Consider the following 26,269-nt stretch of genomic DNA (forward strand, 5'->3'; position numbering starts at 1 on the left):
ACTTTCGGGATGTCGATCAGGTCGGCCGAGACGAGCCGGGCGGTGAACTGGCCCCAGACGGCGGCGAAGTCTGCGCTGGAAACCGGCAGGATTTTCGACAGCGCGGGCGCATTCTGGTCTGCCAGCCCGAAGTCGGGCAGCGACGCGACTCGTATCGGTCCACGGTTGTGGACCGTGTAGGGAAGGAGCAGGATCGGCATGCCCGAGCGGGCGTGCCGGATCTCGCAGATGTTGAACGTCACCTGGTTCGGGGCGGCGATCGCTTTGCAGAAGGCTGAGACGAATTCCGGGGACTGGAACGGCGTGGCGAGCGGGCCTCCCGGGAAGCTGTCCCACAGGGACCTGTAAAGACAGGCGGACGTGTTCTCGTGGAGAGTGACGCGGTAGCCACCGCGCTCTTCGCCTGGATCGAATGTCTGGCCCAATTGGATCATGGGTCAAAGCCTTTGCGCCGAACCGGTTCCTTCCCCGGAGCGGCCATGAGCTGCACCGGTTGTCTAAAGTACATTCGACGTTTGAAATGGAGTGTTAACGGCAGGGCTACGAGATCTTGCAGGACGAGGACAGGGTGATACCGGTGCCCGGCTGTACAATCTGGCCAAATCCCGGTTTGCAAACTAGCCTTTCGGCATGGACCGGATCACGTCTCTCTTCGCGCGGAAGATGGTGGCCGCTGCAGAGCCTGCGGTGGATGCCCGCGCGGCCCTGTCCTTCGTTGGTCTTGACCCGGATGCTCCCTGGAACCCGGCGGAGATGATTTCCGCCGGCGATTACTATGCGATGCTGGAATGGATGGCCGGGCAGGTGGACGTCACGGCCCTGCCGGTGAAGGTCGGCGCATCGATGCGCTGCGACGAATACGGCGCGCTTGGACTGGCGTGGAAGGCGGCGCCGAACCTTTTGGGGTCGTTTGCGCGGGTGCAACGCTACGCGCGCCTGTGGACCAGCGTGGTCACCTATGAGCTTCGCGCCGTTCCCGAAGGCATGCTCTACGTTGTTCACCGCGATGCGCCCCGTCGCCTCGGCGTGCGTCTTTCAAACGAGACGACCCTGGTCGCCACCGTGTCGATCGCCCGGCAGGTCTGCCCGGTGGCATTTGCGCCGCTCAGGGCGTTCGTTCGTCACGAGGCCCCGCGGACCACGGCGGATCACGAGGCATACCTCGGCTGCCCCGTGGACTTCGGCGCCGGTCATGACGGGCTTCTCTTCTCATCGGAATCGCTGCGCCAGCCCAACAGGCTCGGCGACGAGGGGATTTCCCGCTACCTCGTCTCCCACCTCGATGCGGAGCTTTCCAGCATCCGCGACGAGGCGCCTGTCGTCGCCCGGGCCAAGGAGGCGATTGCCCGGTCGCTCAGCGAGGGGGCGCCCCGGATGGCCGACGTCGCCCGCGACCTGGGCTTCAGCGTCCGGTCGTTCCATCGGCGGCTTTCCGATCACGGCGTGAGTTTCCAGGCGCTGACGGAAGAGACCCGCAGGGAACTCGCCGTAGGCCTGTTGCGCGACGAGGGCCATTCGCTCGCCGAGGTGGCCTTCCTGACCGGCTTCTCGGAACAAAGCTCCTTCACGCGGGCCTTCAAGCGCTGGGTGGGCCTGACCCCCGCGAGCTATCGCAAGGGACAGGGCGCCGCCTGAGATCCCGTTTGGCCGCAGCGGTCAAAACGATGGCCGCGCCGGTGAAGATCGCAGCTCTGCAGGTCGTCTATTTCCTGGTCATCAACGCAAGCCAGGGAGACCAGACATGCCGGACTGCCCGGGTTCGCCTGATCCCTCTGTCGCCTCCGCGCGCTTGCCCCTTCATCCCACCGCGTTTGTGAAAGGATCCGCCATGTCCACCGCCTTCTTTCTGCTCATGCAGCTTTCGGTCCTCGCCTATGCCCTCGTTGCAGGCGTTTTCCTCGCCTTTTCCGATTTCATCATGCGGTCGCTCGCGATCACCGGCGGCGTCGGTGGCGTCGAGGCCATGCAGGCCATCAACAGGGAGGTCATGCGCTGGGTCTTCATGACACTCTTCCTCGGCATGGCCGGCGTTTCGATTGTCATCGCGGGCTATGCCTGGTTCGGGCTCGGCGGCCCGGCGGGCATGCTCATCCTGCTGGCGGCCCTGGTCTATGTCGTCGGCTGTTTTGGCGTCACGGTGGTCTTCAACGTGCCGATGAACGAGGCGCTGGCCGGCATGGACCTGTCGTCGGGGGCCACGCGCGACTACTGGCTGCAGACCTACGTCCCGCGCTGGACCTTCTGGAATTCGATCCGCACGGCCGCGGCAGCGCTGTCGTCCGCCCTGCTTCTCTATGGCCTGCTCTGGTTGGTGCAGGGCCAGGCAGGGCAGGTCTGAAGCGGGAGCAGGCGGAGGCTCCGGCATCGAATGCCGCCGCCGGTCCGCCGTCGGATCAGTTCGCCGCCGCGCGATGCGCCGCCGGGCCTTCCAGCCCGGTCGTCTCCGGCGAGACCTCGAATGTCAGCAGCGCCGGCAGCACGATGCGGTCCAACGGCCCGAGGCGCGCTTCCGTGTAATAGCCCGCCTCGTGCAGCATGTTGACGGTGCCGATGAAGTCGCCACGGATGATCAGCGGCAGGTTGACGACGGAGCCGAGCCCGAGCGACGCGATATAGGCATGGTCGGGAAAGACGTCGGCAAAGCCGTCCACCGAGTTGGCGACGAAGGTCTGCTGGCGCAGGATGACGTGCTCGGTCCACCGGTTCGGGACGATGTCCTTGAGCCCGGATGCCGGGTAATGCTCCGGGTCGTTGGTGTAGACGCGCGCGGCGACGCCGCTTTCCGGTCCGTCCATGCGGAACACGGAGCACGAGAAGAGCCTGTGGCCGATACAGGTCTGGCAGAGCTCTTCGAGGGCCGGAAACAGGCTTGTCCAGCCGTCGGCGCGGACAAGATTGTCAAACCGTCTCAGGGGTGTGGCTTCCTCAAGCAATGGTCATGACCTCCCTGCTGAACTGGGTCAGGCAATCGTGGCCGGTGTCGGTCACGAGCACGTTGTCCTCGATGCGAACGCCAATCTCGTCCTGGCGGTAAAGGCCCGGCTCGATGGTGATTACCATGCCGGCGCGCTGTGGTTCCCGGTTCGAGCGCATGACGGCAGGCGCCTCGTGCACCTCGCGGCCGAGGCCATGCCCGGTCTTGTGCAGGATGAGGTCCGAAAACGGCGAAGCCTGCAGCCGGTCCGTGGCCGCGGCATCGACATCGCCCACGGCCGCGCCGGCTCGAACGGCTTTCCGCCCCGCGAGATTGGCCGCCAGGACGGTCTCGTAGATGGCCCTGTGTTCGTCGGTCGCATGGCCACAGAAGACGGTGCGGGTGATGTCCGCGTGCATGTCGCCGTAGCTGGCGCCGAAATCGATCAGCAGCACGTCGCCGGGTGCCAGCGCGCGATCCGACGCGTCGCCGTGGGGATTGGCTGCCGCGCCGCCGCCAAGAACGATGGGCTCGAAAGCGAATCCCGTTGCGCCATGCGACAGCATCGCCGCCTTGAGGCGCGCGGCGATGCGTCTTTCGCTTTGTCCGGTGATGCCCGCATCGAAGGTTTCGCCAAGCGCCGCCTCGCTGATGGCGATGGCGCGGCGCAGGTCGTCGATTTCGGCGGCGTCTTTGAGAAGCCGCAGGTCCGTGAGCGCGGCATCGGCATCGACCAGTCCGTCGTAGCCGAACCGGCCTGCCAGCGTGCGGTATTCCATGGCGCGCATGCGCAGGCCCTCGACACCGAGCGGCTGGTCCAGGCCCATCCGGTCTGCCAGCGTGGCCAGGGCCGCCTGCGGGCCTTCCGCGTCATCCCAGTAGAGCGTGTCGGTCCCCGGCATGGCCGCGTGCCATTTCTGCCGCTCAAGCGCCGGCATCAGCGCGTGGGTCGCGCCGTCGGCACGGATGACGAAGAGCGTCATGCGCTCCATCAGGTGCAGGTGGACGCCCGTCAGGTAGGCGAAATTCGGCCCCGGAACGAAGGCGGCCGCGCCCAGGCCCGCCTCGCGGAGGAGGGCGGCGGTGCGGTCGCGCCGGTCGGAAAACACGGTCATGGCTTGTCTCCCTGGTCGATTGTCATCCGGTGCCCGTAGCGCGGCGCGAGCCCCCCCTGGATGACCCGGGTCTCGAACAGGATGGCATCGCGCACCGCGGCGTCGCCCGCCTCGGGATCGCCTGCGGCCATGGCGTCGACGACCGCCTGCAGCCGGGCCACGGCCTCGGTCTTTTCCGTGCCGGAGAGATGCGGGAAGAAGTAAAGCAGCTTCATCCGTACCGAGGCGCCCTGCGCTTCCAGGAAGTATTTCGCCAGGAACCGGTTCCGCGACAGGTCCGCGATATGCGTGTAGAGGGCCAGTTGGGCGCGGAACGCCGCTTCCGTGTCTCCGGCCTCCAGTCCCTTTGCATAGTCCGCGACGAAAGCCTCCATCGGCGCCGCGGGCACGGGGCCATGCATGGCGGCAGCGCGGATCAGGCCGCGCGACAGCAGGATGAACGTGTCCAGGAAGGCGGCCTGGTTGTGCAGCGACAGCGGCGCCACGATCGAGGTCCGGTTCTGCAGGAACTGGACGAAGCCTTCGTTGGCCAGCAGCAGCAGGGCCTCGCGGATGGGCGTGCGCGACACGTCATAGGTTTTTGACAGCGCCACCTCGTCGAGCGCGGACCCCGGATCGATGCGAAGCCACTGGATGTCTTCGCGCAGCTTCTCGTGAACCATGAGGGCGCCCCGCTTCTTTCGGGACGGCGATTCCTCGGTGGCGGCTTTCTTGTCGATTTTCTTCATCATAAAATTCTTCTTGCATTAAGTTTGCATAATGTGCAACCTCAAAGCATCACCGATGCGATCTTTTTTCAAGGAGGACTAGGAATGGGCATTCTCGGAAAGACCCTTTTGGCCGGCGTGGCCCTGGCTGGAATGACGGGCATGGCTGCGGCCGAAGGCACGATCGCTTATTTCGCCGCGACGTCTCAGAACGGCTTCAACCAGGCGACCTATGAAGGGGTGCAGGAAGTGGCCGCCAAGCGCGGCTACCAGACCGAAATCCTCGACGGCCAGTTCGATGCGGCCGTTCAGTACAGCCAGATCGAGGATGCCCTGGCCTCCGGCAAGTATGTCGGCATGATCGTTGCGCCGAACGACTCGGTCGGTATTGCCGGCGCTTTCGAGCAGGTCGTGGCCGAGGGCATCCCGATCGGCACCGTCCTGTTCCCGGTCGGGCCGGATCTCAACACGCTCGAACCCCAGGTCAAGGGCATCACGGTCACGGCGGCATCGCCCCCGGTCCCGGGCGCCACGAAACAGGCCGAGGCGGTGATCGGTTACTGCGCCGAAAAGAATCCCTGCCGCGTCGTCATCATGATCGGCGCCAAGATCTTCCCCTTCGACAACCTGCGGCTTGCCACCTACGAGAAGGTGCTGGGGCAGCATGACAACATCAAGGTCGTCGCGGTGGGCGAGGGCTATTACTCGCCGGATCCGAGCCTGAAGGCGATGACCGATATCCTCCAGGCCAATCCGGACGTGGACGTGGTGCTCTCCAATGCCGACCAGCACCTCGTCGGTGTCGAGATCGCGCTCGAAGGCGCGGGGATCGACCCGGCCGGCCTGTATCTCTCGGGCGGTGGTGCGGCGGCGATCGCCATCACCGCGATCCGCGAAGGGCGGTGGGATTCCACGCTCGCCTACTTCCCCAAGACCATGGGCGAACTGGCCATGGAACAGATCGCCAATGCCATCGAGGGCAAGCCTGTGACGCAGGCCATCAACATGGACGAGGCCGGGCCGCTCGACGCGATGATCGATGCGGAAGTGCTGAAGGCGCATCCCGACTTCGTCGGTGAGTGGGAACAGTAAGAAAAAGGCGCAACGGCGGCGTGCGGGGCAGCGCGCCGCCCAGGAGCGAGGAAGAACGAGCCGTGAAAACCAGCTATCGCGTGTCCGCTGACATCGGCGGCACATTCACTGATATTGTCTACCAGGACGTGGCGACCGGGCGCTGCGGTGCGACGAAGGTCCTGTCCACCCCGGACAACCCGGCGCTCGCCGTTCTGAAGGGCATCGACACGGTGCTCGGCGAAGATGGCGAGATGGCCTTCTTCGTTCACGGCACGACGGTCGGGCTGAACGCCCTCCTGACGCGGCGCGGCTCCAAGGTGGCGCTGGTGACGAACGAGAACTTCCGCGACATCTACACGATCCAGGGCAACGATCGTGGCGAGATTTTCTCGATCCGCTGGAACAAGCCGGAACCGCTGGTGCCGCTGGAACACACGTTCACGGTCGCCGGGCGCATCGCGGCTTCGGGCGACGAACTGGAACCTCTGCGCCTGTCGGATCTCGATGCGCTGGTCGCGGCCTGCGAACGCGAGCGCTACAAGGCGATCGCGATATCGCTCCTGTTTTCCTTCAACAACCCGGCCCATGAACTGGCCGTGCGCGACTATCTCGCCGGCCGTCTGCCCGATGTCCAGATCGTGCTGTCGCACCAGGTCTCGCCGGAATGGCGCGAATTCGAGCGCACCTCGACGACGGTGACCGACGCCTACCTGGCGCCCGTGGTGCGCCGCTACATCTCCACGCTGCAGACGGAAATGGGCGACCGTCTGCCGGAAGGCGGTGCGCTCCACGTGATGGAATCCAACGGCGGCGTGATGACCGCGGCGGCGGCCTCGGAAACGCCGCTGCAGACCCTGCTTTCGGGGCCCGTCGGCGGCGCCATCGGCGGCAAGGCGCTGTCGGCGGCGACCGGGCGCGGCAATCTCATCTGCGTTGACATGGGCGGCACCTCCTTCGATGCCTCGCTGGTCATCGACGGCCTGCCGTCGGCCTCCAACGAAGCGATGCTGGAAGGCCTGCCGATCCAGATGTCGGTGGTCGACATCCACGTCATCGGCGCCGGCGGCGGCTCGATTGCCTGGAAGGAGGCCGGGGCGCTGCGTGTCGGGCCGCAATCGGCCGGTTCGAAACCGGGGCCCGTCTGCTACGGTCTGGGCGGGACCGAACCCGTCGTCTCCGACGCCAACCTCGTCCTCGGCCGGCTCGACGGCGCCAACTTCTCCGGTGGCGACATGACGCTCGACCGCGATGCGGCGGCGGCGGCCCTTGCGGACCTGGGCAAGGACTTCGGCATGAACGCCGAGGAAATGGCGCAGGGCGTCATCGACATCGTCAACGCCAAGATGGCCGACGCGATCCGCACGATCACCATCCAGCGCGGCATCGATCCGCGGGAATTCTCGCTGGTCGCCTTCGGCGGCGCGGGCCCCGCCCAGGCGGCGGCGCTTGCCGAGGAACTGGAAATTTCCGAGGTCATCATCCCGGTGCATCCCGGCGCGTTTTCCGCCTGGGGCATGCTGCAGACCGACGTCCGGCATGACTTCAAGGAAACGCTCTACAGCTTCTGGGACCTGATCGACGCCGATACGATCGAGGCGGCCTTTGCGCGGCTGCAGGAAAAGGGCCGTGCCTACCTGGCCGACGAGGGGATCACCGGCGGGCGCGTCCATTTCGAGCGAGCCATCGATTTCCGCTACTACGGCCAGGAATACGTCCTGACGATTCCGCTGCCCGACGGCCCGATCGACATGGACAGGGTCCGCGCGGATTTCGATGCCGCCTACGAGCGCCAGTATGGCCACAACAGCCCGGAAAACCGGGTCGAGATGGCGAACATCCGTCTGGCGGCCCTGGGCCAGCTCGAACGGCCGGACAACGCACCGCCGGAACGCGAAACCCCGCGTCCTGCCCGCGAGCGCGCGGTCTGGTTCGCTGGCGAGCCGCGCACCACAGCCATCCTCGACCGCAACAGCATCGGCGAGGGCGACACAGTTGCCGGTCCCGCCATCATCGAGGAAGTGACGTCGACCACCCTGTTGCCGCCCGGCTGGACGGCGCGGCTGATCACCGGCGGCCACATGAGCCTGACCAAGGAGGACGCGGCATGAGCATCGCAGATCCGATCACCACCGAGGTGGTTCGCAACTTCGTCATTTCCTGCGCCGAGGACATGAATGCCTCGCTCTGGCGCTCCGCCCATTCGGCGATCATCTACGAGGGCAAGGACAGCGCCGTGGCGCTGATGGACGAGCACGGCAACATGCTGGGCCAGTCGACCGGCGTGCCGCTGTTCATCGGCGCCATCGACGTCTGCGTGCGCCACGTGAAGGATTACTACGGGGATGACATCCACGAGGGTGACATCTTCATCATGAACGACAGCTACATGCAGGGCACCCACCTGCATGACGTCACGGCCATCGGGCCGATCTTCCACGCGGGCGAACTGGTCGGCTTCGGCGCGGCCCGCGCCCACTGGAACGATATCGGCGCGATGGACCCGGGCAGCACCATGTCGTCCACCAACATCTACCAGGAAGGCCTGCGCCTCGGGCCGACGCGGATCGTGTCGCGCGGGAAGCGCGTGCGCGAGTGGTACGATCACCTCAAGCTGAACACCCGGCTCGAAGGCGCGACCATCGGCGACCTCGGCGCCCAGATCGCGGCGATCCGCACCGGCGAGCGCCGTCTCGGCCAGCTACTCGGCAAGATCGGCTCCGACACCTACCGCGCCGCCTGCCAGAACATCTTCGAACAGGCACGCAAGATGGACCGCGAGGCCATTGCCGCGATCAGGGACGGCACCTGGAGCCGCGAAGGCTATCTCGACAACGACGGCGTCGGAACCGAGCCGGTCAAGGTCGCGCTGACCCTGACGGTGAAGGGCGAGGAACTGATCGTCGACCTCACCGGCACCTCCGGACCCGTCGCGGGCTCGGTCAATTGCGGTGCCAGCCAGACGGAATCGCTGCTCCGGCTGGCCTACAAGACGATGATCTCGCCCGATCGCGCGATCACCGGCGGCTCTTTCGAGACGATGAAGGTCATCCTTCCGGACGAATGCATGTTCAACGCGGGCGAGCCGGCCGCCTGCGAATGGTATTTCACCGGGCTTGGCCTCCTCGCCGATCTCTTCATCTCCTGCCTCTCCGAAGCGATGCCGGAACGCTCCACCGCCGCCCACTACGGCGATTCCATGGTGGTGGGCTTCTTCTCCGTCGATCCGAAGCGCGGCCAGTGGATTTCCATCGAGCCGACCGCGGGCGGTTGGGGCGGCCGGGCCGACAGCGACGGCGAAAGCGCGCTGATCAACCTGGTCAACGGCGGCTTCCGCAACATTCCGGCCGAGGTGATGGAGACCAAGTTCCCGGTGCGCCTGGAGGAATTCTCGATCCGCCCGGACAGCGCCGGACCGGGCAGGCACCGCGGCGGCTGCGGCGTGGTGCGACGCTACAAGACGCTCGAGGATTGCTACGGCGCGATCTGGTTCGAGCGCTCTCGGACGCCGGCCTGGGGGCTCAACGACGGCAAGGCCGGCAAGGGGCCGCAGGTCACCGTCAGTTTCCCCGACGGATCAGTCGAGGATCCGCTGAAGATGCGCGCCCGCCCGCTGCCGGCCGGCACCGTGGTCGAGACCATGACCGGCGGCGGTGGCGGCAACGGCGATCCGATGCAACGGACCTTCGCGGAGGTCGCGCGCGACGTCTCCCGCGGGCTGGTGAGCCGGGAAGCGGCGCTGCGCGACTACGGCGTCGCCATCGCGGAGGACGGGCGCGTGGACCAGGCGGCATCGGTTGCGCGATGACGGGTGACGCGCTCCTTTCGGTTCGCGGGATCGGCGTCCGCTTCGGCGACGTCGATGTCCTCTCCGGGGTGGATCTGGATATCCGCCCCGGCGAGATCCACGGGCTGATCGGCGAGAACGGCGCCGGCAAGTCGACGCTTGGCAAGGTACTCGGCGGCTATTACCGCGCGACGCACGGCAGGGTCATCGTCGGCGGCCAGACGCAGGACCGCTGGGATACGCCGACGGCGCTCGCCAACGGCGTTGCGATCATGCACCAGGAATTGCAGCTGGTGCCGGCCCTGACGGTCGCCCAGAACGTCTTTCTCGGCCTCGAGGAAAACAGCCACGGCATCCTGCGCCGTACCGAGGCTGCCCGGCTGGAAACGCTGATGGATGAGAGCGGTCTGCGGCTGGAGCCGAACGCCCGCGCTGCCAGCCTGACCATCGCCGAGCAGCAGAAGATCGAGATCCTCAGGGCGCTGGCCCGTCAGGCCCGGGTCATCGTCATGGACGAGCCCACCGCTTCGCTGTCCAGGAAGGAGATTGATCAGCTCCACCGCATCATGCGCGCCCTGCGCGACGAGGGACGGTCGATCATCTACGTCACGCATTTCCTCAACGACATCCTGGAGGTGACGGACCGGATCACCGTGCTGCGCAACGGCGAGAAGGTCCACACGCGCGAGACCGCCGGCGAGACCCGGGAGACGCTGGTGTCGGCCATGCTGGGCGGCGTGAAGACGGAAACGCTCTACCCGCCCCGGGCGCGCACGCATGGCGGGGTGGTTCTGTCGGTGCGCGACCTTGTCTCGACCAACGGGACGCGCGTCGACCGGCTCGACATCCGCGCCGGCGAGATCGTCGGCCTGGCCGGTCTCGTCGGGGCAGGGCGGTCCGAAATCGCGCGCGCCATAATCGGGGCCGATCCCGCCACGGGAACGGTCGAAGTGGCGGGGCGGGTGCTGCGCGAACGCACCATCGCCGAAGCGACCGAGGCCGGCCTCGTCATGGTGCCGGAGGACCGGCGCGGCCAGGGCCTCGTCATGTCGCTGCCGGTCCGGGCCAACATCTCGCTGCCGCACCTGCGCCGCCTGTCGTTGGGCGGGATCATGGCGAAGGCGCGCGAACGGGCGCTGGCGCTGGGGCTGATCCGCCAGCTCGATGTACGCCCGGCGATCGTGGACGGCGACGTGTCGAACTATTCCGGCGGCAACCAGCAGAAGGTGCTGATCGGCAAGTGGCTGGCGGGCGATCCGAAGGTCCTCATCCTCGACGAGCCGTCGCGCGGCGTCGACGTGGGGGCGCGCGAGACGATCCACCGCGAGATCGGGCGGCTGGCCAGCCAGGGCGTGGCGATCCTCGTCATCTCCAGCGAGATCGACGAGGTCCTCGGGCTCGCCACCCGGGTCTTCCTGGTCGACCGGGGCCGTCTCGTCGACGAGATCGATCCCGACGAGGTTGGCGAGGCGCGCGTGCTGGCCGCACTGTTCAATCATCAGGGGACGGGGGACACCGCCGCATGACCCGTGCGAAATCGCTTCAATTCCTGCAGACTTACGCCGTGCTGATCCTGATCGCGCTGCTGATGGTCGCATTGACGCTCCTGTCGGACAGCTTCCTGACGGGGCGCAACCTGCTCAACATCCTCAACCAGAACGCCCCGCTCGCGATCATGGCCGCGGCGATGACGCTGGTCATCATCGTCGGCGGGTTCGACCTGTCCGTCGGCGCGATCTTCGCCATGGGTTCGGTCACCTCGGCCTGGCTCGCGGTCAACGTGAATCCATTTCTGGGCCTGGCGCTGGCGCCCTTCGTCGGCCTGGCGCTGGGTCTTGCCAATGGCGTGGCGATCACCGCGCTCCGGGTCCATTCCTTCCTCGCCACCATCGCGACCGCCCTGATCTTCAAGGGCATCGCCGTCGCGCTCTCCGACGGGCGGCTCATTTCCGCGCGCATCGATTCCTTCACCTGGCTCGGCCGGGGCCGGTTCCTCGAGGTGTTCAACTCCGTCTGGCTGATGGTGGTCTTCGCGCTCATCCTGACCTTCCTGTTGACCAGCACGACCTTCGGACGGCGCATCTTTTCGGTCGGCGGCAACGAGGAGGCGGCCATCCTGTCGGGCATCCGGACCAACCGCGTGAAGATCGCCGCCTTCGCCATCAACGGCTTTGCGGCCGGGCTCGCCTCGATCATCACCACCTCGCGGGTGGCGCTTGGCCAGGCGACGGCCGGCGACGGGCTGGAACTTCAGGCCATCGCGGCGGTGATCCTCGGGGGAACCAGCATCTACGGCGGGCAGGGTGCGGTCTGGCGGTCGCTCGCCGGCGTCTTCCTGCTGGCGCTTGTCTCCAACGGGTTCAACATCCTCAGCATTGACCCGTTCTACCGTGACCTGACGATGGGGTTGATCATCCTCGCCGCCGTCGGCATCTCGGCACTGGGCCAGCGCCGCTAGCACGGATCCGGGCGTGGCGCCGGTCCGGAAAATATCACCGGACCGGTGGCCGGGACTTGCGTCTATCAAATTATCAAGTATTCTTGATATATGGATCAGACACAGACCCTCTTCGCCTTCTCCGCCCTGAGCCAGGAAACGCGGCTCAACGTGTTCCGGCTGCTGATACGCGCCGGTGCGGAGGGCATGGCTGCCGGCGAGATCGGCGAGGCGCTCGGCGTACGCCAGAACACCATGTCGACCAACCTGAACATCCTCCTGCGCGCCGGGCTGGTGCGGACGGCCCGCGAAGGGCGCTCGATCCGGTATTTCGCGGATTTCGACGGCATCCGGGGGCTGCTCGCCTTCCTCATGGAGGATTGCTGCGGCGGTTCGCCCGATCTCTGCAAGCCCGTTCTTGAAGCCATAGCCTGTGATTGCTGAGGAGCAGACCATGACCGGCAAGTCTTTCAACGTGCTTTTCCTGTGCACCGGCAACTCGGCAAGGTCGATCCTCGCCGAAGCCATCCTCAACCGGGAGGGTGCGGGCCGCTTCCGCGCCTTTTCCGCCGGGTCCCGCCCCAAGGGCACCGTCCATCCGCAGGCCATCAGGCTCCTGAAGCAGATGAACCACGACACGTCCTTTGCCCGGTCCAAGGACTGGGCCGAGTTTGCCGAACCCGGCGCGCCGGTCATGGATTTCGTCTTTACCGTCTGCGACAACGCCGCGAACGAAGCCTGTCCGGTCTGGCCGGGCCAGCCGATGTCGGCCCATTGGGGCGTGCCCGACCCTGCCGCCGTCGAGGGCACGGAAACCGGGATCGCGCTGGCCTTCGCCGACACGTACCGGATGCTTGCCCAGCGCATTTCGATCTTCTGCTCGCTGCCGCTGGCCAGCATCGACCGGCTGTCGCTGCAGCAGCGCCTCGACAACATCGGCAGGACCACGGCACAGGAAGAGAGTGCATGACCGTCGTCATCCATCACAATCCCGATTGCGGGACCTCGCGCAACACGCTGGAAATGATCCGCGCATCGGGGGAAGAACCGGTCGTGATCGAATACCTGAAAACGGGCTGGACGCGGCCGCAATTGCAGGCGCTGTTTGCCGGTGCAGGGCTGACGCCGCGCGCCGCCCTTCGGGTCAGCAAGTCGCCCGCCGAAGCGCTCGGCCTGACCGATCCCGCCGTCAGCGACGAGGCCATTCTCGACGCCATGCTCGAGCATCCTGTTCTCGTCAACCGGCCGATCGTGGTGACGCCGAAGGGCATCCGGCTCTGCCGGCCGTCCGAGCGGGTGCTTGAACTTCTCGACAATCCCGACATCGGCGGTTTCACCAAGGAGGACGGGGAAATCGTCAAGGCGAAAGGCGCGTAAGGCGTGACGAAGAGCATTCCGCAACACGATCTGCCCAATATCGATTTCTCGCAGATGCAGCCAGTCGATCCGGCATACCTGAAAGGCGGGGACGATCCGGGCCACCCGCCGCGCATCCTGCTGCTCTACGGATCGCTGAGAAAACGGTCCTTCTCCAGGCTTGCCGCGCTGGAAGCCGAGCGGCTGCTGAAATGGCATGGTTGCGAAACCCGCGTCTTCGATCCCCGCGGCCTGCCTTTGCCGGATGCCGAGGAGCCGGACCATCCGAAGGTGAAGGAACTGCGCGATCTCGCCGCCTGGGCGGAGGGCATGGTCTGGGTATCGCCGGAACGCCACGGCGCAATGACCGGCATCATGAAGGCCCAGATCGACTGGATTCCGCTGGCGCTCGGCGCCGTGCGTCCGACCCAGGGCAAGACGCTGGCCGTCATGCAGGTCTGCGGCGGATCGCAGAGCTTCAACGCGGTCAACCAGATGCGCGTGCTCGGGCGCTGGATGCGCATGGTGACCATTCCCAACCAGTCGTCGGTCGCCAAGGCTTTCATGGAATTCGACGACCACGACCGCATGAAGCCGTCGGCCTACTACAACCGCATCGTCGATGTCATCGAGGAACTGGTGAAATTCACCTGGATGGTCCGGGGGCGGTCGGCCTATCTGGTCGACCGCTATTCCGAACGGGTGGAAAGCGCGGCGGAGCTTTCCAGGCGCGTCAACCAGCGCTCGATCTGATCCGTTCCGGCCCCGGCCCTTGCTGGTCAGGCGGCGCTGACGGGATTGCCCTGCTCATCCTCGATCTGCCAGAGTACCTTGCCGGCATCGAGGAAATCGACCGAATGGATCACGGTTCCGTGGTCTTCCAGGAAGCAGACATTGTAGTTGGGCTGCAACTCGCCATAGCCCATGCGGGTGGCGATCCCGGAAAAATCCGGCCAGCAGGTGTGATTGGTCGAGCGCGGCGCGGAATAGGGGATGCCGCGCACCGTGCCGCTCAGCGTGTAGTGGCAATGGCCGAAAAAGATGTGCCGCACCGTGTCTCGGTTGGCGGCGAGCAGGTCCTGCAACTCCTTTTCCTGCACGATGCCGATCTGGTCGGCATTGGCGATATGCACAGCGATCGGATTGTGGTGCAGGAACAGCCAGGCGCCCTTGCCGGCCTCCGCGGCCGCGGTCAGTTGCGCCTCCAGCCAGTCGCGCCGGGCCTGGCAGACATGGCCGGAATGGGTGCCCGGTTCGTTCGTGTCCATGTAGATGAAGACGCCGGCCGGCGTATCCTCGCTCCACTGGATGAAGCCGTTGTCGTCGCGCGGCGTGCCGGCGAACACGGACGCGAACGTCTCGCGGTCGTCGTGGTTGCCGATCAGCAGCCGCGGCGCGGCATCGCCCTTGAGCGAGCTGGCCTCCAGCATGTCGGCCAGCAGCCGGTAGCTGTCCGCATGGCCGCGATGGGTCAGGTCGCCGGTGATCACCACCCGGTCGGCATCGCCGTGATTCGCTTCCACGTCGGCGAGGCAGCGGCGGAAGTTTTCCACCGGGTCCAGCCCGCAGATCGCCCCGGAATGGATGTGAATGTCGGAAATGTGGATGAGCTTCATGATCTTGTCACCATCGTGGTCTTTGTGCTGTCCCTAGCGGTCTCCTGTATCAGGGACGTGACAACGCCAGCACACAAACGGGGCCTCCATGTCGGGTTCGATTCTCCACCAGCAGATGGCGCGTTTCCAGCGCGCCGTGGCAAGCGAAAACTGGGCGGAAGCCCTGATCCTGGCGACCGGTCTCGAAAAGGCCGTCCCGGACCATGCCGGAATCGCCTACAACAAGGGGCTGGTGCTGCGCCGGCTGGGCCGCCACGCGGACGCCATCCGCGCCTTTTCCCATGCCCTTGACCTCGATGCCGGCCATGCCAAGGCGCTGTTCGAACGCGCCTCCTGCCTGCTGGATCTCGGCGATGCCGCCGGCGCCGTCCAGGGCTTTCTCGCCTATCTGAAAATGGAGCCGCGCGACGGCGATGCGCTTCTGAACCTCGGCAATGCGCTGGTGCGCCTGGGGCGTGCCGACGAGGCGCTCGACCCGCTTCGCAACGCGCGTGAGCGGCTTGGCACGGCACGCAGCATTGCCGCGCTGGCGGTGGCACAGCGCGAGACCGGCGACCTCGACGGTTGCGCAGAAACGCTGGAAAATCTCGGTCCGGGACCGGACAATGCCGCCCTTCGGCTGAAGATCATGACGCAGGGCGCGCGGGGCCGTTTCCCGCTCCGGCCCGGTCAGCCGCGCGAGGCGCGGAAAGCCTTGCGGTAAAGGCCCGGCTCGTCCTGCAGCCCGTCCTGGACCGCGACATGACGTGACAGGCCATCGTCGTCCATCGGCGCGATGTCGAGCTGCAGCGTGTCGCGATGCACCGGAAAGCCCTGGGCGACCGGCGTTCCGGCTGGGAGCACACCCACGAAGTCCGGGTCGGTCCACAGCGCCGGGAAATGGACGAAGCCGTCGCTCCAGGTGTCGCAGTCGACCAGTCCCGTCAGCGCCCGGAACGGCAGGTCCATCCGGTTGACCGGGTGGGTGAACAGCATCGACCAGCCCTCGGGCAGCGATACGGTCCAGAAATTGTTGAACTTGACCGCGAAGGCCGTCTCGTCGATGCCCGGAACGCCGGCGGCCTGTTCGGGCACGTGGAAACCGACCGGCGACCGCGTCATGCGCGCGACCGGGTGCATCGGCAGGTCCCAGTCCCATTCGAAGACGCCATCCCTGACGGTCACGTCGCAGGCCAGAGGAAACAGGATGCCGGTCCGCATGGCGTCGAGAAATGGCGGGCATTGCTTGACCGTTCGCACCTCCGCGCCGTCGAGCACCGGGCTCTCTGCCTTTGCGGGCAGGGCCTTGACCCAGCCGGGCAGGCCGTCGGAGGCGAGGCGGGGGCGGATGAGGCGGTCTTCGTGTCCGGGCAGGCAGGAAAGCGAGATCTTCATGCCCGTTTTCTTGTCATGATCGTATGGGTCACGGCAACCACGACAGTGATGGCGATGAAGATGACGCCGATGGCGTTGATCATCGGCGACAGGCCGAAGCGCATGCGGCTGCCGATTTCCGTCACCAGCGTCCAGGACCCGCCGATGGCAAAGAAAGTCGTGTTGTAGTTCTCGATCGACTGCAGGAAGGAAATGAAGGCCGCCGTCAGGATGGTCGGCATCAGGAAGGGCAGCGTCACGCGGCGAAAGACGAAGAAGGGCGAGGCGCCAAGGTCGAGCGCGGCTTCCTCCAGCACGTGGTCCTGCCGTTGCAGGCGGGCCATGAACATCAACATGCAATAGGCGGCGATGAAGGCAGCCTGCGCCATGACGGTGGTGAACAGGCCGGCCTCCACGCCGAACAGGTCGCGCCAGAAGATCATGGTCGTCGCGCCAAGCACGATCCCGGGCGTCAGCACGGGCGAGACGAGCAGGGTGTAGAGCAGCGTGTTGGCGCGCGATTGCAGCCGCGACAGGATCAGCGCCCCGGCCAGGCCCATGGGAATGGCGGTGACGATGACACCGGCGGCGATCAGCAGCGAATGGAACAGGCCCTGCATGAAACGCTCGTCGCGCGGCAGCTTTTCGAACCACTGCAGGGTGAAGCCCTGCCAGTCGGTCGCCGACGGCGTCGGGTTGGCGTTGAAGGCCGCCAGCACCATCAGGATCAGTGGCAGGAACATCCAGGCAAAGAAGAACAGCAGGTAGCCGTTGAGCAGCGCGGCGCTCCAGTCGACCGAGCGCTGGCGCCGTGCCGGGGCGGAAAGGAGGCTGCCTGCCGTCTGGTCCGTCATGAGCGCTGGCCCTTCACTTGGCGATGTCGCGGATGCCGACCTTGAAGACGGCCATCACGGCAAGGATGAAAACCATGCAGGCGACGAGCAGGGCCAGCGAGTAGGCCGCACCCTGGTTCCAGCTGTCGGCCTCGAAGAAGCGGCGGTAGATGACCTGGCTGAACCAGTCCGGGTGCATGCCGCGTCCGACGATCTCCGGCACGGCGATGGATCCGGCCGACAGCATGAAGGTCATGATCGCCCCCACCGCGATGCCGGGCTTGGCGTGCGGGATGACGATCCGGGTGTGGATGCGCCAGGTCGAAGCGCCGAGGTCGCGCGCGGCCTCGATCTGGTTGCGGTCCAGCGTCTCGATCGTGTTGTAGATCGGGAAGACCATGAACAGCACGTAGGCATAGACCATGACCGCGAAGACCGCCCCGTTGGACGAGACGAAGCGGAAGCCTTCGCCGGCGGAAAAATCGATCACGCCGAGCGCGTTCAGGATGGAATTGAAAAGGCCCTGCCGCTCCAGGATCATGACCCAGGCGAAAATGCGGAGCAGTTCGTTGATGGCATAGGGCACGACGAGCGCCAGCAGCAGCATGGCCGCGCGGTTGCCGGCGCCGGCGGTCGCCACCGCGTAGGCGACGGGATAGCAGACCAGGAAGGCGAGCACGGTCACGCACAGCGCGTAGAACAGGGTGGCCACGAAGATCTGGAAATGCACCGCCGACATGGAGGTGAAATTCTCCAGCGAATAGCGCAGGTCGAGCGCGGCGGGACCGGTCTCCTGCGCTTCCAGGTCGGCGATTTTCGCCGACACGGCATTCTGCTCGGCCTGCAGCGCCTTGCGTTTTGCCTCGATCTCGGCGGGGTCGCCGGCCGGCGCTTTCTTTGCCGAAAGACCGGCAAACGGATCGTTGGGCGACGGCGCGGCCGGCGCCTGGCCCATGGAGGGCGCGAAAGGCGAGGGCGCCTGCGGCTGTGCCGCCGTCGGCTGCTCCAGCGCTTTCAACTGCTGCTCGATGTCGAACTTGCGGACGTAGAGCTTGTCGATGTCGATGGACAGCTGCGCCGAGACGCCGCCACGGTCTTCCACCTGGAAGGCGCGCTGGATCATGGAGATCTGCGGCAGCAGGATCAGGCCGAACAGCCAGATGGCGACGAGGGCGATGAACCCGAAACTGAGCGGCTTGCCGAAGCTGCGGGTCAGCGCACCCATGGCTCAGCCCTCCGCACGCAGGACGATGGCATCCTTGCGGCGGAAGCCGACCGGCAGCGCCGCGTCCTTTTCCAGGGTCATGCCATCGCCTGCATTGGTGACGTGCAGCGTCAGCGGCATGTCGCCGGCACGCAGGAAGAGGTTGAGGAACGGGCCTTCGAGATCGCGCCGCTCCAGCCGGGCGTCGAGCCGGTTGTCGAGGTCAGCGGCGTGCCCGTTCAGGGCGACGGCCATGCGCTCCGGGCGAACGAACAGGTGGGCGTTCTCGCCCTGCTTGAGGCCGTGGCGGTTCAGGCCGGAGAGACGGCCGAGCGGCGTCTCGATCAGGGCCGTTTCGCTGTCGGCATCGACCACGGTCCCCGTGAAGCGGTTCTGCTCGCCGACGAAGGTGGCGGCAAAAGCGGTGGCCGGCGCGTTGTAGATCTCTTCGCCGGGGCCGACCTGCTCGATGCGGCCGCGGTTCATCACGGCGATGCGGTCCGACATGGTCAGCGCCTCGCCCTGGTCATGGGTGATGTAGATGAAGGTGACGCCGGTCTTGCGCTGGATGTCCTTGAGTTCGGCGCGCATGTGCTGGCGCAGCTTCAGGTCGAGCGCCGACAGCGGTTCGTCGAGCAGCAGGACCGCCGGTTCGACCGCCAGGGCGCGGGCCACGGCCACGCGCTGGCGCTGGCCGCCGGACAGTTCGCCCGGCTTCTTGTCGCCCTGGCCTTCAAGGGCCACCAGCGACAGCAGGTCGTCGGCGCGCCGCCGGCGTTCGGCTTTCGCCATGCCGCGGGCTTCAAGGCCGAAGGCGACGTTTTCCCGGACGCTCATCAGCGGGAATAGCGCGAGGTTCTGGAAAATGAGCGCGGTCGGGCGCTGGTTCGGTCCGATGCCGTCCATCGGCCGGCCGCCGATCGCGATCGATCCCGTCGTCGGGTCGAGAAAGCCGGAGATCATCCGCAGGATGGTGGTCTTGCCGCAGCCCGACGGCCCAAGGATGGAGAAGAATTCCCCGGCGCGGATGGTCAGGTCGGTTGGCTCGACGGCGACGAAGCCGTTCGGATAGCGCATCGAGACGCCGTTCAGGGTGACATCCTGTCCATGCATGGCCGACCTCCGGGAGACAAGGGAAAAGGGGAGGGCGCTGGCGCCCTCCCGGGATGGCGTCGCCGATCAGGCGTTGGTGATCTTGTCGACGTATTCCTGGCGCAGCGGGGCGAACCACGGCGTGTCGGCCTGCCACCACCACAGGTTGGCGAGGTTCTCGGCGTTGTAGACCTCGTTGAACTGCTTCTTGTACTCGTCGCCGGCAAAGTCGGCGGCGCCGGCAACGGCGGAGTTGTAGCCGGTGTTCTTCGACATCATGCCGCCGAATTCCGGCGTCATCAGCGCGTTGATGAAGGCATAGGCCTGCTCGATGTTCTCGGCACCGGACGGAACGCCGACGGAGTCCATCCACGTGATGCCGCCTTCCTTCGGCATGCGGTACTTCCACGAGGCGTCCTCGCGGTTGAGCAGCAGGCCGGTCGTGTCCCAGGTCTGGCCGATCTTGGCACCCGCCTGCTTGAAGGCGTTCGTGGCTTCGGTGGCGTTGTTCCAGAAGGCCGCGATCTTGTCCTTGTTCTCGATGACGAACCTGGCGCAGGCATCCCACACGCGGCGGGCGTCGTCTTCCGACTTGTAGACGTCGAGCATGCGGTTGGACTTCACGTCGCCCTTGGCGTCGAGGTAGAGGCCGACACCCATGATGACCGACTTCTGGCGGAACGCGGACTTGCCGGCGGCTTCCGGCATCCACAGCGAGCCGAAGGACACGTCGGCATCGGCGATCGGCATGTCGGCGCTGTTGAACGTGATGGCCTCGGTGCCCCAGTTGAACGGCATCAGCATGCGCTTGCCGCGATAGGTGCCGCCGAGCTTGACGGAATCGTTGACCATCGACTGGATCAGGTTGCCGGCGTTGACGAGCTTGGTCTCGTCCAGTTCGGCCAGCAGGCCGTCGGGATAGTAGTTGTTGCCGTTGGTGATGGACGGGAAGATCACGTCGAAGCCCTTGCCGCCGGCAGCCTTGAGCTTCTGCTCGGCCTCGTCGTTGGAGCCGTAGGTCGACAGGTTGATCTTGATGCCCGTGTCCTTCTCGAACTTTTCGATCTGGTTGGCCTGGATGTAGTCGCCCCAGGCGAAGACATTGACCTGGCCCGAAGAGGCCAGCGCGTTGGTGGCCCTGAGGATGGCCGGGGCGGCAACGAAGGCCGTCGATGCGACGGTGGTCTTGAGAAGCGAACGGCGCGTAAGCATGGGCATTCTCCTGAGCAGCTTTGCTTGAAACCGGTTTCCGTGGACACCGGCACCAAAGCCGATCCACGGCGCACCCGTTAGTCGGCGATTGCTACAGAGCGCTGACAGTTTGACGACAGTTCCGTGTCAGTCCACAGAGGGCACCGCCGCGTGGGCCTGCGTCAGCGACTGATCGCTCTTCCATGATGTCAGCGCGGACAGCCTGGCTGTCTTCTTGAACTGGTGGCGATCCATGCGATGCAGGATGCCGGCCAGGAAGCGCACGCCCTCGACGATGAACGGCCCCTTGTTGAGCATCACGCATTCGGCACGCTGGCCCATGGCGGCGTCCGTCACCTCGGCGCGCGACGGCGCACCGTCCTTGACCAGGGATTCCAGCACCTGGGTTGCCCAGACAACCGGCACATGTGCGGCTTCGCAAAGCCAGAGGATCTCTTCCTGCACTTCAGACAGGCGCTCCGGACCGACTTCCATGGCGAGGTCGCCGCGCGCGATCATGACCGCGACCGGATGGCGGCCGCCCGCCGACACGAGGAGGCGGGGGAGGTTTCTCACCGCCAGCGCCGTCTCGATCTTGAGCAGCAGCGGCTGGCGTGGGCGGTCGCCGCGGCGCAGGGCCAGCGCCTCGACCAGCATGTCCACGTCTGCCGGGCGCTGCACGAAGGAAAAGCCGATCACGTCGGCATGCCCGGCGATGAAATCGAGGGCGGCAAGATCGTCGGGTGTGACGGGTGCCATGTCGAGTTCGATGGAAGGGAAGTTGACGCCTTTCTCCGGCTTCAGTTTCACGCCCTTCTCTCGCACGGCAATCGCCTCAAGTTCCACACCGCCGTCGATCAGGCGGCTGACCCTGGCGCCGATCTTGCCGTCGTCGATGAGTACGGCCGCGCCCGGCTTCAGCCGCCCGATCAGGTCGGGATAGCTGATGGTCATGGCCGCGGTGTCGCCGTCCAGCAGGCGGACGTCGCTGACGATCCGCAGGCAGTCGCCGCGGTGAAGGCGCTTGGCCGGGGCATGAACGTCAACAACGCGGATCTTGGGGCCGCCGATGTCCATGATGACCGGGCAGTCGCGGCCCGCCCTACGCGCGGCGTCCTTGGCATGGCCGATCATCCGGCCCCAGGCCTCGGCATTGTCATGGGCGCAGTTGATGCGCACGCAACTGGCCCCGGCCGCGATGATGTTCTGCAGCAGGGCGCCGTCGTCGGCCGCTTCGCTTGGCAGGGTGACCATGATGCGCGTGGCGTTGGCCGGACCGTCGTCGCCAAAGAAACGGGCCTGGGCCTTGCAAATGGCCTCGAAGCCCGCGTCAAGCCGGGCGGGATCGGGCCAGGCTGGCGTGTCCCCTGTCATGCAGTCCAGGGCCGCGCAGACCGTTTCGAGGGCCGGCCGTATATGCGATTCCGAGCGGCCCAGGGAGGAAAGGCCGCAGGATGCGAGGTCCGCCTGCAGACCGGTCAGGTCAATCTGGCGCAGCGCAAGGTAATCAGCAAGATTACGCGCGCCGGGCAGGAAGTCCTCGCGCTCGATGGCTTGGCGCCACCCTTCGTGGATGGCATCGCCTTGCTGCTCGACCTGCTGCAAGAGGCTGCGGGTCTTCGCTTTCAGGCTGGCGAGACGCAAGGTTGCGGCTTCTGTGGCCATGGAGCACCTTTGGAAAAGACGGGGCATGCGTCATGCTGCCGTTTCGGCCCGTCTCAGCGATCTGCATTTCCGCTAGTATTGGCACATGACAAGCAAATGACGCATGTCATTGCGCAAAACACCATCCCTCTTGCAGTATGAGAACATCCGAATGGATGTAGGAAGGCGAGGTGCAGCCGGAGGGCCGTTCGATGTCGATGGTGGACAGCAGGAATGGAAGCGAAGGGCTTGCCCCGCGCCAGGCGCGGCCTGTCGATCTGAAGAAGTCGCAACCGGCAGACGCGGCCGCGGCGGCCGTGCTGCGCGAATGCGCCGGCCAGATCGCCGCCAACATCCCGGTCGTCATCGCCTCCGTTGAACCGGAGGGGCCGCACCAGTTGCGCATCGGGCTTCGCCGGCTGCGCAGTGCCCTGTCCGCGTTCTCTGCCGTTCTAGGAGGCCAGGAGGCGAAGCGCCTCTCCGCCGAAGCCCGCTGGCTCGGCCAGGAAGTCGGCCTGTTGCGCGATCTCGACGTCATCCGGACCGGGATCGTGCCGGCCGCCATGGCGCGGAACCCGCTGGACGCGCGCTTCGAAGCGCTGGCCGCGGCCGTCGGCGAGGCGGCATCGGCGGCGCGCGAACGCCTCTCGGCCACGTTGCAGGGCGAACGGGTCAGCACGTTTCTGGCCGATCTCGACGCCTTTGTCGCCAGGCTGGACGGCACCGGCCTGGATGTGCCTGAACGCCCCGCCGGCACACCGCTATCCGTTGCGGACCTGGCCGTGACCGCACTGGACAGGCGATGGAAGAAGTCGGTCAGGGCAGCCGGCAGGATCGGCAAGCTGACGCTGGCGGAGCGGCATGTGCTGCGCAAGGAGCTCAAGAAACTGCGCTATTGCGGCGAATTCTTGCTTCCGCTCTTTCGGCGCCGGAAGGCGAAACCCTTTCTGAAACGGCTGAAGCAGCTTCAGGATGTCTTCGGTCTTCTCAACGATGCGCGCATGGTCGCCGGCCGGCTGGACGAGGTCCTCGCTGGTGGCCGTGCCCCCGACGGCGCCCGCCATGCCGCCGGCTGGATCGCCGGTTATGCGGCCTGCGAGGCGGACGTCGCCTGGACCCATGCCCGCGCGCTCTGGAAGGACCTTGGAAAGACAAGGCGCTTCTGGACGTCCGGGTGACGGCGGGATCAGGCCGCCATTTCGCCGGTCACGAGGTCCGACAGGACGCCGGCCGCCAGATCGAGGGAATGCAGGCGCGCGTCGCGGTCGTAGACCATGCCGGTGATCATCACCTCGTCGGGCCGGTAGCGTTCCAGCAGCGCGGCCATCTGGCGCCGCGCGGTTTCCGGGGAGCCGACGGCCGAACAGGACAACGCATCGCGCGCCATGGCGAGCATGTCGGGTGAAAACTCGCTTTCAAGGTCGTGCGTGGGCGGCGGAAACCGGCCCGGTCTTCCAGTACGCAGCCGCGCGAACGTGCGGATCTGCGAGGTGCGCAGGAAATTCGCCTCCGCGTCCGTGTCGGCGACGACCATTCCCGCGGCCATCATGAAATAGGGGCGATCGAGATGGGCCGACGGCTGGAATGTCTCGCGGTAGATCGCTGCCGCCTGTTCGAGCATCGCCGGGGCGAAATGCGACGCGAAGGCATAGGGAAGGCCGAGATAGGCCGCCAGTTGCGCGCCGAACAGGCTGGACCCGAGGATCCAGACCGGAACGTGGGTGCCCTGGCCGGGCACGGCGCGCACCGGCCCTTCGTCGTCGCCGAGATAGCCGAGAAGCTCCACCACGTCCTGCGGAAACCGGTCGGCGGCCTCCATGTAGCGGCGAAGCGCCCGTGCCGTGGCCCCGTCCGTGCCGGGCGCGCGACCCAGGCCAAGGTCGATCCGGCCGGGATAGAGCGTTTCCAGCGTGCCGAACTGCTCTGCGACGACCAGCGGCGCGTGGTTGGGCAGCATGATCCCGCCGGCACCGACCCGGATGGTATTCGTGCCGCCCGCGACATGCCCGATCACAACCGAGGTCGCGGCGGACGCGATTCCCGGCATGTTGTGGTGCTCGGCCAGCCAGTAGCGGTGAAAGCCAAGCCGCTCGGCACTCTGTGCCATCAGCAGCGTGTCGGCCAGCGACTGGGCGGGCGTGGACCCCTCCGCAATGGGCGAAAGGTCGAGGACGGAATAGCGTTGCATGAGCGGGACCTCTTGTTCCATGGCATGGCGCGTGCCCACAGCAGATAATGCGCAAAACCCGCCCTGACCATCCCCGGCGGACCGGTCCGGCCTGCGAACAACGCCGCGGGAAGAAGAAGGGCGGTTGATAACAACCGTTCGTGTGGCTTAAATCCACCATGTTGACGGGGTCGGAGCAGGTCGATCCGGGGATATCGCGGTGGCTGTCGTCCGGTCGGCCTTGGCGCGTCAATTGCATGGATACGGCGGGCGGTCCCGGCAGGCGGGCGCTGTCCGGACCGATCCGACCCGGAAGAGGTGCCGATGGAAACGGCCGCAAACAGGAATGGCGGAATACGCCGCGCGCTGCTCAGGCCGTATCGCGTTGCCACGGTGCTGGCTGCCGTGGCCCTGCTCCTCTCGCTCGGCTTCCTGGCCTATACCGCCTGGACGTCGACCAACCGGCTGGTGCCGCTGGAACGTCACATCGGCCACCTGGCCGGCCTCCAGCAATCCAGCATGGACATCCAGGAACTGCTGATCCGCCATTTCCGGGAAAACTCCGCACCTGAACCAGCCGAGGTGGAAAAGGTTGCCCGCCGGCTGCAGGCCCTGCTCGACGATCACGGCGCCCTGCACGATGATACGCCCGGCCATATCCGTCAGGCCATGGCGTTCCTGGCCGCGCCGCAGGGCAACATCAGGGAAGGATTGCTGGCCGCGCTGACGGTCCTGCGCCGGACCCTGAAGCAGGAGAACGAGCTTCAGCGCGTCGTCGTCGCCCAGGCCCGCCGGTCGGCCGAGCTGGAACTGGCGGTTGCCTCGATTTCCCTCCTGCTTCTGCCGGCGATCGCCATGTTCGTTCTGGCCTATGGCCGGCGCCATTCCTTCCGGTCGCTCGGCCGCCTGTCGCAACTGCTCGAAAACGTTGGCAACCTGGAATTTCGCGCCGCCACGCCTGATGATGCGGGCGATCCGCTGGCCCCCATCTACGAGCGCTACAACGAGATGGCCCAGAAGCTGCGCCAGGCTGTCGACGAGGCGGACCAGCGCGAAGCGACGCTGGAGCGCCAGGTGCGCATGGCCTCCGAGACGCTTCTCCGCCAGCAGGCGGAACTGGAAAACGGCGCACGGCTGGCGGCGGTGGGCGAGTTTGCCGCGCGCATGGCGCATGAACTGCGCAACCCCATCTCGGGCATCTCGCTGGCGCTGCACAATATGCAGCGCGAACTGGATGACGAGGACATGCGCGACCGGGTCTCTCTCATCGTCAGCGAACTGGAACGCGTCACCGCACTGCTTAACGGGCTGTTGGAGCGCGGCCGCTTCGCCCCGGAGGATCCCGTGCCGGTCAACCTGCGCCAGCTGGCCGGTGATGTCGTCCGCCTGTTCGGCTACCAGCTCGACGACCGGATCGCCATCTTCACCGACCTCGAGGACACGACCTGCAGCCTGCCCCGCGACACGCTGCGCCAGGTCCTGGTCAACCTGCTCAGGAACGCCAGCGAGGCACTCGCCGGAACCGGAGGCACGATCCGTGTTGCCATGCACCGCGAGAATAACCGTGCGCGGCTTTGCGTGTCGGACGACGGCCCGGGATTTCCGCGTGCCATGCTCGAGCGCGGCATCCGCCCCTTTCACAGCGAGAAGGAGACCGGGACCGGGCTTGGCATGTCCATCGTCCAGCGCCTGGTCAACGCCGCGGGCGGCGACATCGAGATCGGCACGTCGCCGGAAGGCGGCGCCATGACAACCATCACCATGACCTGTCCGGATTGATCC

General features: G+C 66.2%; 26 protein-coding genes. 14 read left to right on the forward strand and 12 right to left on the reverse strand.

Going from position 1 to position 26,269, the window contains the following annotated elements:
* The coding region (locus CSC94_RS10300) for a GNAT family N-acetyltransferase (RefSeq protein ID WP_133122866.1) at positions 1-434 on the reverse strand (434 nt) is incomplete at its 3' end.
* A gap of 196 nt (positions 435-630) precedes the next feature.
* Here CSC94_RS10300 and CSC94_RS10305 point away from each other — a divergent pair.
* Positions 631-1,635 carry an AraC family transcriptional regulator gene (locus CSC94_RS10305; RefSeq protein WP_099306261.1) on the forward strand — a complete coding sequence of 335 codons (1,005 nt, stop codon included), beginning with the start codon at positions 631-633 and terminating at the stop codon, positions 1,633-1,635.
* A gap of 193 nt (positions 1,636-1,828) precedes the next feature.
* Positions 1,829-2,338 (forward strand): anthrone oxygenase family protein, encoded by a 510-nt coding sequence (locus CSC94_RS10310; protein WP_099306262.1) that lies wholly within the window; start codon positions 1,829-1,831, stop codon positions 2,336-2,338.
* A 55-nt stretch (positions 2,339-2,393) separates the two neighbouring features.
* Here the strand turns inward: CSC94_RS10310 and CSC94_RS10315 are convergent, their stop codons facing one another.
* From CSC94_RS10315 to CSC94_RS10325, 3 genes are read right to left on the reverse strand one after another with little or no spacing between them, the layout of a single operon-like run.
* The gene (locus CSC94_RS10315) at positions 2,394-2,933 is read right to left on the reverse strand and encodes a GAF domain-containing protein (protein WP_099306263.1); all 540 of its coding nucleotides are present in this window, start codon (positions 2,931-2,933) and stop codon (positions 2,394-2,396) included.
* Entirely contained in the window at positions 2,926-4,029 is a 1,104-nt protein-coding gene (locus CSC94_RS10320) for a M24 family metallopeptidase (RefSeq protein ID WP_099306264.1), read from the reverse strand. Before CSC94_RS10320 ends, CSC94_RS10315 begins: the two co-directional genes overlap by 8 nt.
* On the reverse strand, positions 4,026-4,760 hold the full coding sequence (locus tag CSC94_RS10325) for a GntR family transcriptional regulator (RefSeq protein WP_099306265.1): 735 nt from the start codon (positions 4,758-4,760) through the stop codon (positions 4,026-4,028). The genes CSC94_RS10320 and CSC94_RS10325 overlap by 4 nt, the downstream gene beginning before the upstream one ends.
* A gap of 81 nt (positions 4,761-4,841) precedes the next feature.
* Here CSC94_RS10325 and CSC94_RS10330 point away from each other — a divergent pair, with 81 nt between their 5' ends.
* The 9 genes from CSC94_RS10330 (at position 4,842) to arsH (ending at position 14,140) form a co-directional block, all read left to right on the forward strand.
* Complete coding sequence (locus CSC94_RS10330) at positions 4,842-5,828, forward strand: sugar ABC transporter substrate-binding protein (protein WP_099306266.1); 987 nt, start codon at positions 4,842-4,844, stop codon at positions 5,826-5,828.
* A gap of 62 nt (positions 5,829-5,890) precedes the next feature.
* Entirely contained in the window at positions 5,891-7,918 is a 2,028-nt protein-coding gene (locus CSC94_RS10335) for a hydantoinase/oxoprolinase family protein (protein ID WP_099306267.1), read from the forward strand.
* Positions 7,915-9,615, forward strand: coding sequence for a hydantoinase B/oxoprolinase family protein (locus tag CSC94_RS10340; protein WP_099306268.1), 1,701 nt, complete (start codon positions 7,915-7,917; stop codon positions 9,613-9,615). Before CSC94_RS10335 ends, CSC94_RS10340 begins: the two co-directional genes overlap by 4 nt.
* A complete protein-coding gene (locus CSC94_RS10345) occupies positions 9,612-11,120 on the forward strand; it encodes a sugar ABC transporter ATP-binding protein (RefSeq protein ID WP_099306269.1) in 1,509 nt (502 codons plus the stop codon). The genes CSC94_RS10340 and CSC94_RS10345 overlap by 4 nt, the downstream gene beginning before the upstream one ends.
* Positions 11,117-12,052: an ABC transporter permease gene (locus tag CSC94_RS10350; protein ID WP_099306270.1), complete on the forward strand. Its 936-nt coding sequence runs from the start codon at positions 11,117-11,119 to the stop codon at positions 12,050-12,052. Before CSC94_RS10345 ends, CSC94_RS10350 begins: the two co-directional genes overlap by 4 nt.
* Positions 12,053-12,142: 90 nt before the next feature.
* Entirely contained in the window at positions 12,143-12,475 is a 333-nt protein-coding gene (locus tag CSC94_RS10355) for an ArsR/SmtB family transcription factor (RefSeq protein ID WP_099306271.1), read from the forward strand.
* 10 nt (positions 12,476-12,485) lie between these two features.
* Complete coding sequence (locus tag CSC94_RS10360; RefSeq protein WP_099306272.1) at positions 12,486-13,001, forward strand: arsenate reductase ArsC; 516 nt, start codon at positions 12,486-12,488, stop codon at positions 12,999-13,001.
* The gene (arsC, locus tag CSC94_RS10365; protein WP_099306273.1) at positions 12,998-13,408 is read left to right on the forward strand and encodes an arsenate reductase (glutaredoxin); all 411 of its coding nucleotides are present in this window, start codon (positions 12,998-13,000) and stop codon (positions 13,406-13,408) included. Before CSC94_RS10360 ends, arsC begins: the two co-directional genes overlap by 4 nt.
* A 3-nt stretch (positions 13,409-13,411) precedes the next feature.
* Positions 13,412-14,140: an arsenical resistance protein ArsH gene (gene arsH / locus CSC94_RS10370; protein WP_099306274.1), complete on the forward strand. Its 729-nt coding sequence runs from the start codon at positions 13,412-13,414 to the stop codon at positions 14,138-14,140.
* 26 nt (positions 14,141-14,166) lie between these two features.
* Here arsH and CSC94_RS10375 read toward each other — a convergent pair whose 3' ends face one another.
* Positions 14,167-15,003, reverse strand: a complete 837-nt coding sequence (locus CSC94_RS10375) for a phosphodiesterase (protein WP_099306275.1) — start codon at positions 15,001-15,003, stop codon at positions 14,167-14,169.
* A gap of 88 nt (positions 15,004-15,091) precedes the next feature.
* Between CSC94_RS10375 and CSC94_RS10380 the strand changes: the two genes are divergently transcribed.
* Positions 15,092-15,706: a tetratricopeptide repeat protein gene (locus CSC94_RS10380; RefSeq protein WP_099306276.1), complete on the forward strand. Its 615-nt coding sequence runs from the start codon at positions 15,092-15,094 to the stop codon at positions 15,704-15,706.
* On the opposite strand, the gene CSC94_RS10385 is transcribed toward CSC94_RS10380, so the two are convergent.
* From CSC94_RS10385 to CSC94_RS10410, 6 genes are all read right to left on the reverse strand, one after another.
* A complete protein-coding gene (locus tag CSC94_RS10385; protein ID WP_099306277.1) occupies positions 15,673-16,377 on the reverse strand; it encodes a hypothetical protein in 705 nt (234 codons plus the stop codon). The two genes, CSC94_RS10380 and CSC94_RS10385, sit on opposite strands and share 34 nt — an antisense overlap.
* On the reverse strand, positions 16,374-17,210 hold the full coding sequence (locus CSC94_RS10390) for an ABC transporter permease (RefSeq protein ID WP_099306278.1): 837 nt from the start codon (positions 17,208-17,210) through the stop codon (positions 16,374-16,376). Before CSC94_RS10390 ends, CSC94_RS10385 begins: the two co-directional genes overlap by 4 nt.
* Positions 17,211-17,223: 13 nt before the next feature.
* Entirely contained in the window at positions 17,224-18,414 is a 1,191-nt protein-coding gene (locus tag CSC94_RS10395; RefSeq protein ID WP_099306279.1) for an ABC transporter permease, read from the reverse strand.
* A gap of 3 nt (positions 18,415-18,417) precedes the next feature.
* Positions 18,418-19,506, reverse strand: coding sequence for an ABC transporter ATP-binding protein (locus CSC94_RS10400; RefSeq protein WP_099306280.1), 1,089 nt, complete (start codon positions 19,504-19,506; stop codon positions 18,418-18,420).
* Positions 19,507-19,572: 66 nt separating this feature from the next.
* Complete coding sequence (locus CSC94_RS10405) at positions 19,573-20,697, reverse strand: extracellular solute-binding protein (RefSeq protein WP_210200218.1); 1,125 nt, start codon at positions 20,695-20,697, stop codon at positions 19,573-19,575.
* Between the two features lie 126 nt (positions 20,698-20,823).
* Positions 20,824-22,341 (reverse strand): pyruvate kinase, encoded by a 1,518-nt coding sequence (locus CSC94_RS10410; RefSeq protein ID WP_099306282.1) that lies wholly within the window; start codon positions 22,339-22,341, stop codon positions 20,824-20,826.
* A 191-nt stretch (positions 22,342-22,532) separates the two neighbouring features.
* On the opposite strand from CSC94_RS10410, the gene CSC94_RS10415 reads away from it, so the two are divergent.
* Complete coding sequence (locus CSC94_RS10415) at positions 22,533-23,498, forward strand: CHAD domain-containing protein (protein WP_133122867.1); 966 nt, start codon at positions 22,533-22,535, stop codon at positions 23,496-23,498.
* An 8-nt stretch (positions 23,499-23,506) separates the two neighbouring features.
* On the opposite strand, the gene CSC94_RS10420 is transcribed toward CSC94_RS10415, so the two are convergent.
* Positions 23,507-24,508 (reverse strand): LLM class flavin-dependent oxidoreductase, encoded by a 1,002-nt coding sequence (locus tag CSC94_RS10420; protein ID WP_099306284.1) that lies wholly within the window; start codon positions 24,506-24,508, stop codon positions 23,507-23,509.
* A 303-nt stretch (positions 24,509-24,811) separates the two neighbouring features.
* On the opposite strand from CSC94_RS10420, the gene CSC94_RS10425 reads away from it, so the two are divergent.
* On the forward strand, positions 24,812-26,266 hold the full coding sequence (locus CSC94_RS10425) for a sensor histidine kinase (protein ID WP_099306285.1): 1,455 nt from the start codon (positions 24,812-24,814) through the stop codon (positions 26,264-26,266).
* Positions 26,267-26,269 lie beyond the last annotated feature (3 nt).

The organism is Zhengella mangrovi (assembly GCF_002727065.1).
In the GTDB taxonomy this organism is placed as follows: Bacteria; Pseudomonadota; Alphaproteobacteria; order Rhizobiales; family Rhizobiaceae; genus Zhengella; species Zhengella mangrovi.

Bases quoted from the DNA above. Each gene is read 5' to 3' on its own strand.
- CSC94_RS10305 (WP_099306261.1), top strand. From the start codon at position 631: ATGGACCGGATCACGTCTCTCTTCGCGCGGAAGATGGTGGCCGCTGCA.
- CSC94_RS10310 (WP_099306262.1), top strand. From the start codon at position 1,829: ATGTCCACCGCCTTCTTTCTGCTCATGCAGCTTTCGGTCCTCGCCTAT.
- CSC94_RS10320 (WP_099306264.1), bottom strand. From the start codon at position 4,029: ATGACCGTGTTTTCCGACCGGCGCGACCGCACCGCCGCCCTCCTCCGC.
- CSC94_RS10325 (WP_099306265.1), bottom strand. From the start codon at position 4,760: ATGATGAAGAAAATCGACAAGAAAGCCGCCACCGAGGAATCGCCGTCC.
- CSC94_RS10330 (WP_099306266.1), top strand. From the start codon at position 4,842: ATGGGCATTCTCGGAAAGACCCTTTTGGCCGGCGTGGCCCTGGCTGGA.
- CSC94_RS10340 (WP_099306268.1), top strand. From the start codon at position 7,915: ATGAGCATCGCAGATCCGATCACCACCGAGGTGGTTCGCAACTTCGTC.
- CSC94_RS10345 (WP_099306269.1), top strand. From the start codon at position 9,612: ATGACGGGTGACGCGCTCCTTTCGGTTCGCGGGATCGGCGTCCGCTTC.
- CSC94_RS10350 (WP_099306270.1), top strand. From the start codon at position 11,117: ATGACCCGTGCGAAATCGCTTCAATTCCTGCAGACTTACGCCGTGCTG.
- CSC94_RS10355 (WP_099306271.1), top strand. From the start codon at position 12,143: ATGGATCAGACACAGACCCTCTTCGCCTTCTCCGCCCTGAGCCAGGAA.
- CSC94_RS10360 (WP_099306272.1), top strand. From the start codon at position 12,486: ATGACCGGCAAGTCTTTCAACGTGCTTTTCCTGTGCACCGGCAACTCG.
- arsC (WP_099306273.1), top strand. From the start codon at position 12,998: ATGACCGTCGTCATCCATCACAATCCCGATTGCGGGACCTCGCGCAAC.
- CSC94_RS10375 (WP_099306275.1), bottom strand. From the start codon at position 15,003: ATGAAGCTCATCCACATTTCCGACATTCACATCCATTCCGGGGCGATC.
- CSC94_RS10380 (WP_099306276.1), top strand. From the start codon at position 15,092: ATGTCGGGTTCGATTCTCCACCAGCAGATGGCGCGTTTCCAGCGCGCC.
- CSC94_RS10385 (WP_099306277.1), bottom strand. From the start codon at position 16,377: ATGAAGATCTCGCTTTCCTGCCTGCCCGGACACGAAGACCGCCTCATC.
- CSC94_RS10390 (WP_099306278.1), bottom strand. From the start codon at position 17,210: ATGACGGACCAGACGGCAGGCAGCCTCCTTTCCGCCCCGGCACGGCGC.
- CSC94_RS10395 (WP_099306279.1), bottom strand. From the start codon at position 18,414: ATGGGTGCGCTGACCCGCAGCTTCGGCAAGCCGCTCAGTTTCGGGTTC.
- CSC94_RS10400 (WP_099306280.1), bottom strand. From the start codon at position 19,506: ATGCATGGACAGGATGTCACCCTGAACGGCGTCTCGATGCGCTATCCG.
- CSC94_RS10405 (WP_210200218.1), bottom strand. From the start codon at position 20,697: ATGCTTACGCGCCGTTCGCTTCTCAAGACCACCGTCGCATCGACGGCC.
- CSC94_RS10410 (WP_099306282.1), bottom strand. From the start codon at position 22,341: ATGGCCACAGAAGCCGCAACCTTGCGTCTCGCCAGCCTGAAAGCGAAG.
- CSC94_RS10415 (WP_133122867.1), top strand. From the start codon at position 22,533: ATGTCGATGGTGGACAGCAGGAATGGAAGCGAAGGGCTTGCCCCGCGC.
- CSC94_RS10420 (WP_099306284.1), bottom strand. From the start codon at position 24,508: ATGCAACGCTATTCCGTCCTCGACCTTTCGCCCATTGCGGAGGGGTCC.
- CSC94_RS10425 (WP_099306285.1), top strand. From the start codon at position 24,812: ATGGAAACGGCCGCAAACAGGAATGGCGGAATACGCCGCGCGCTGCTC.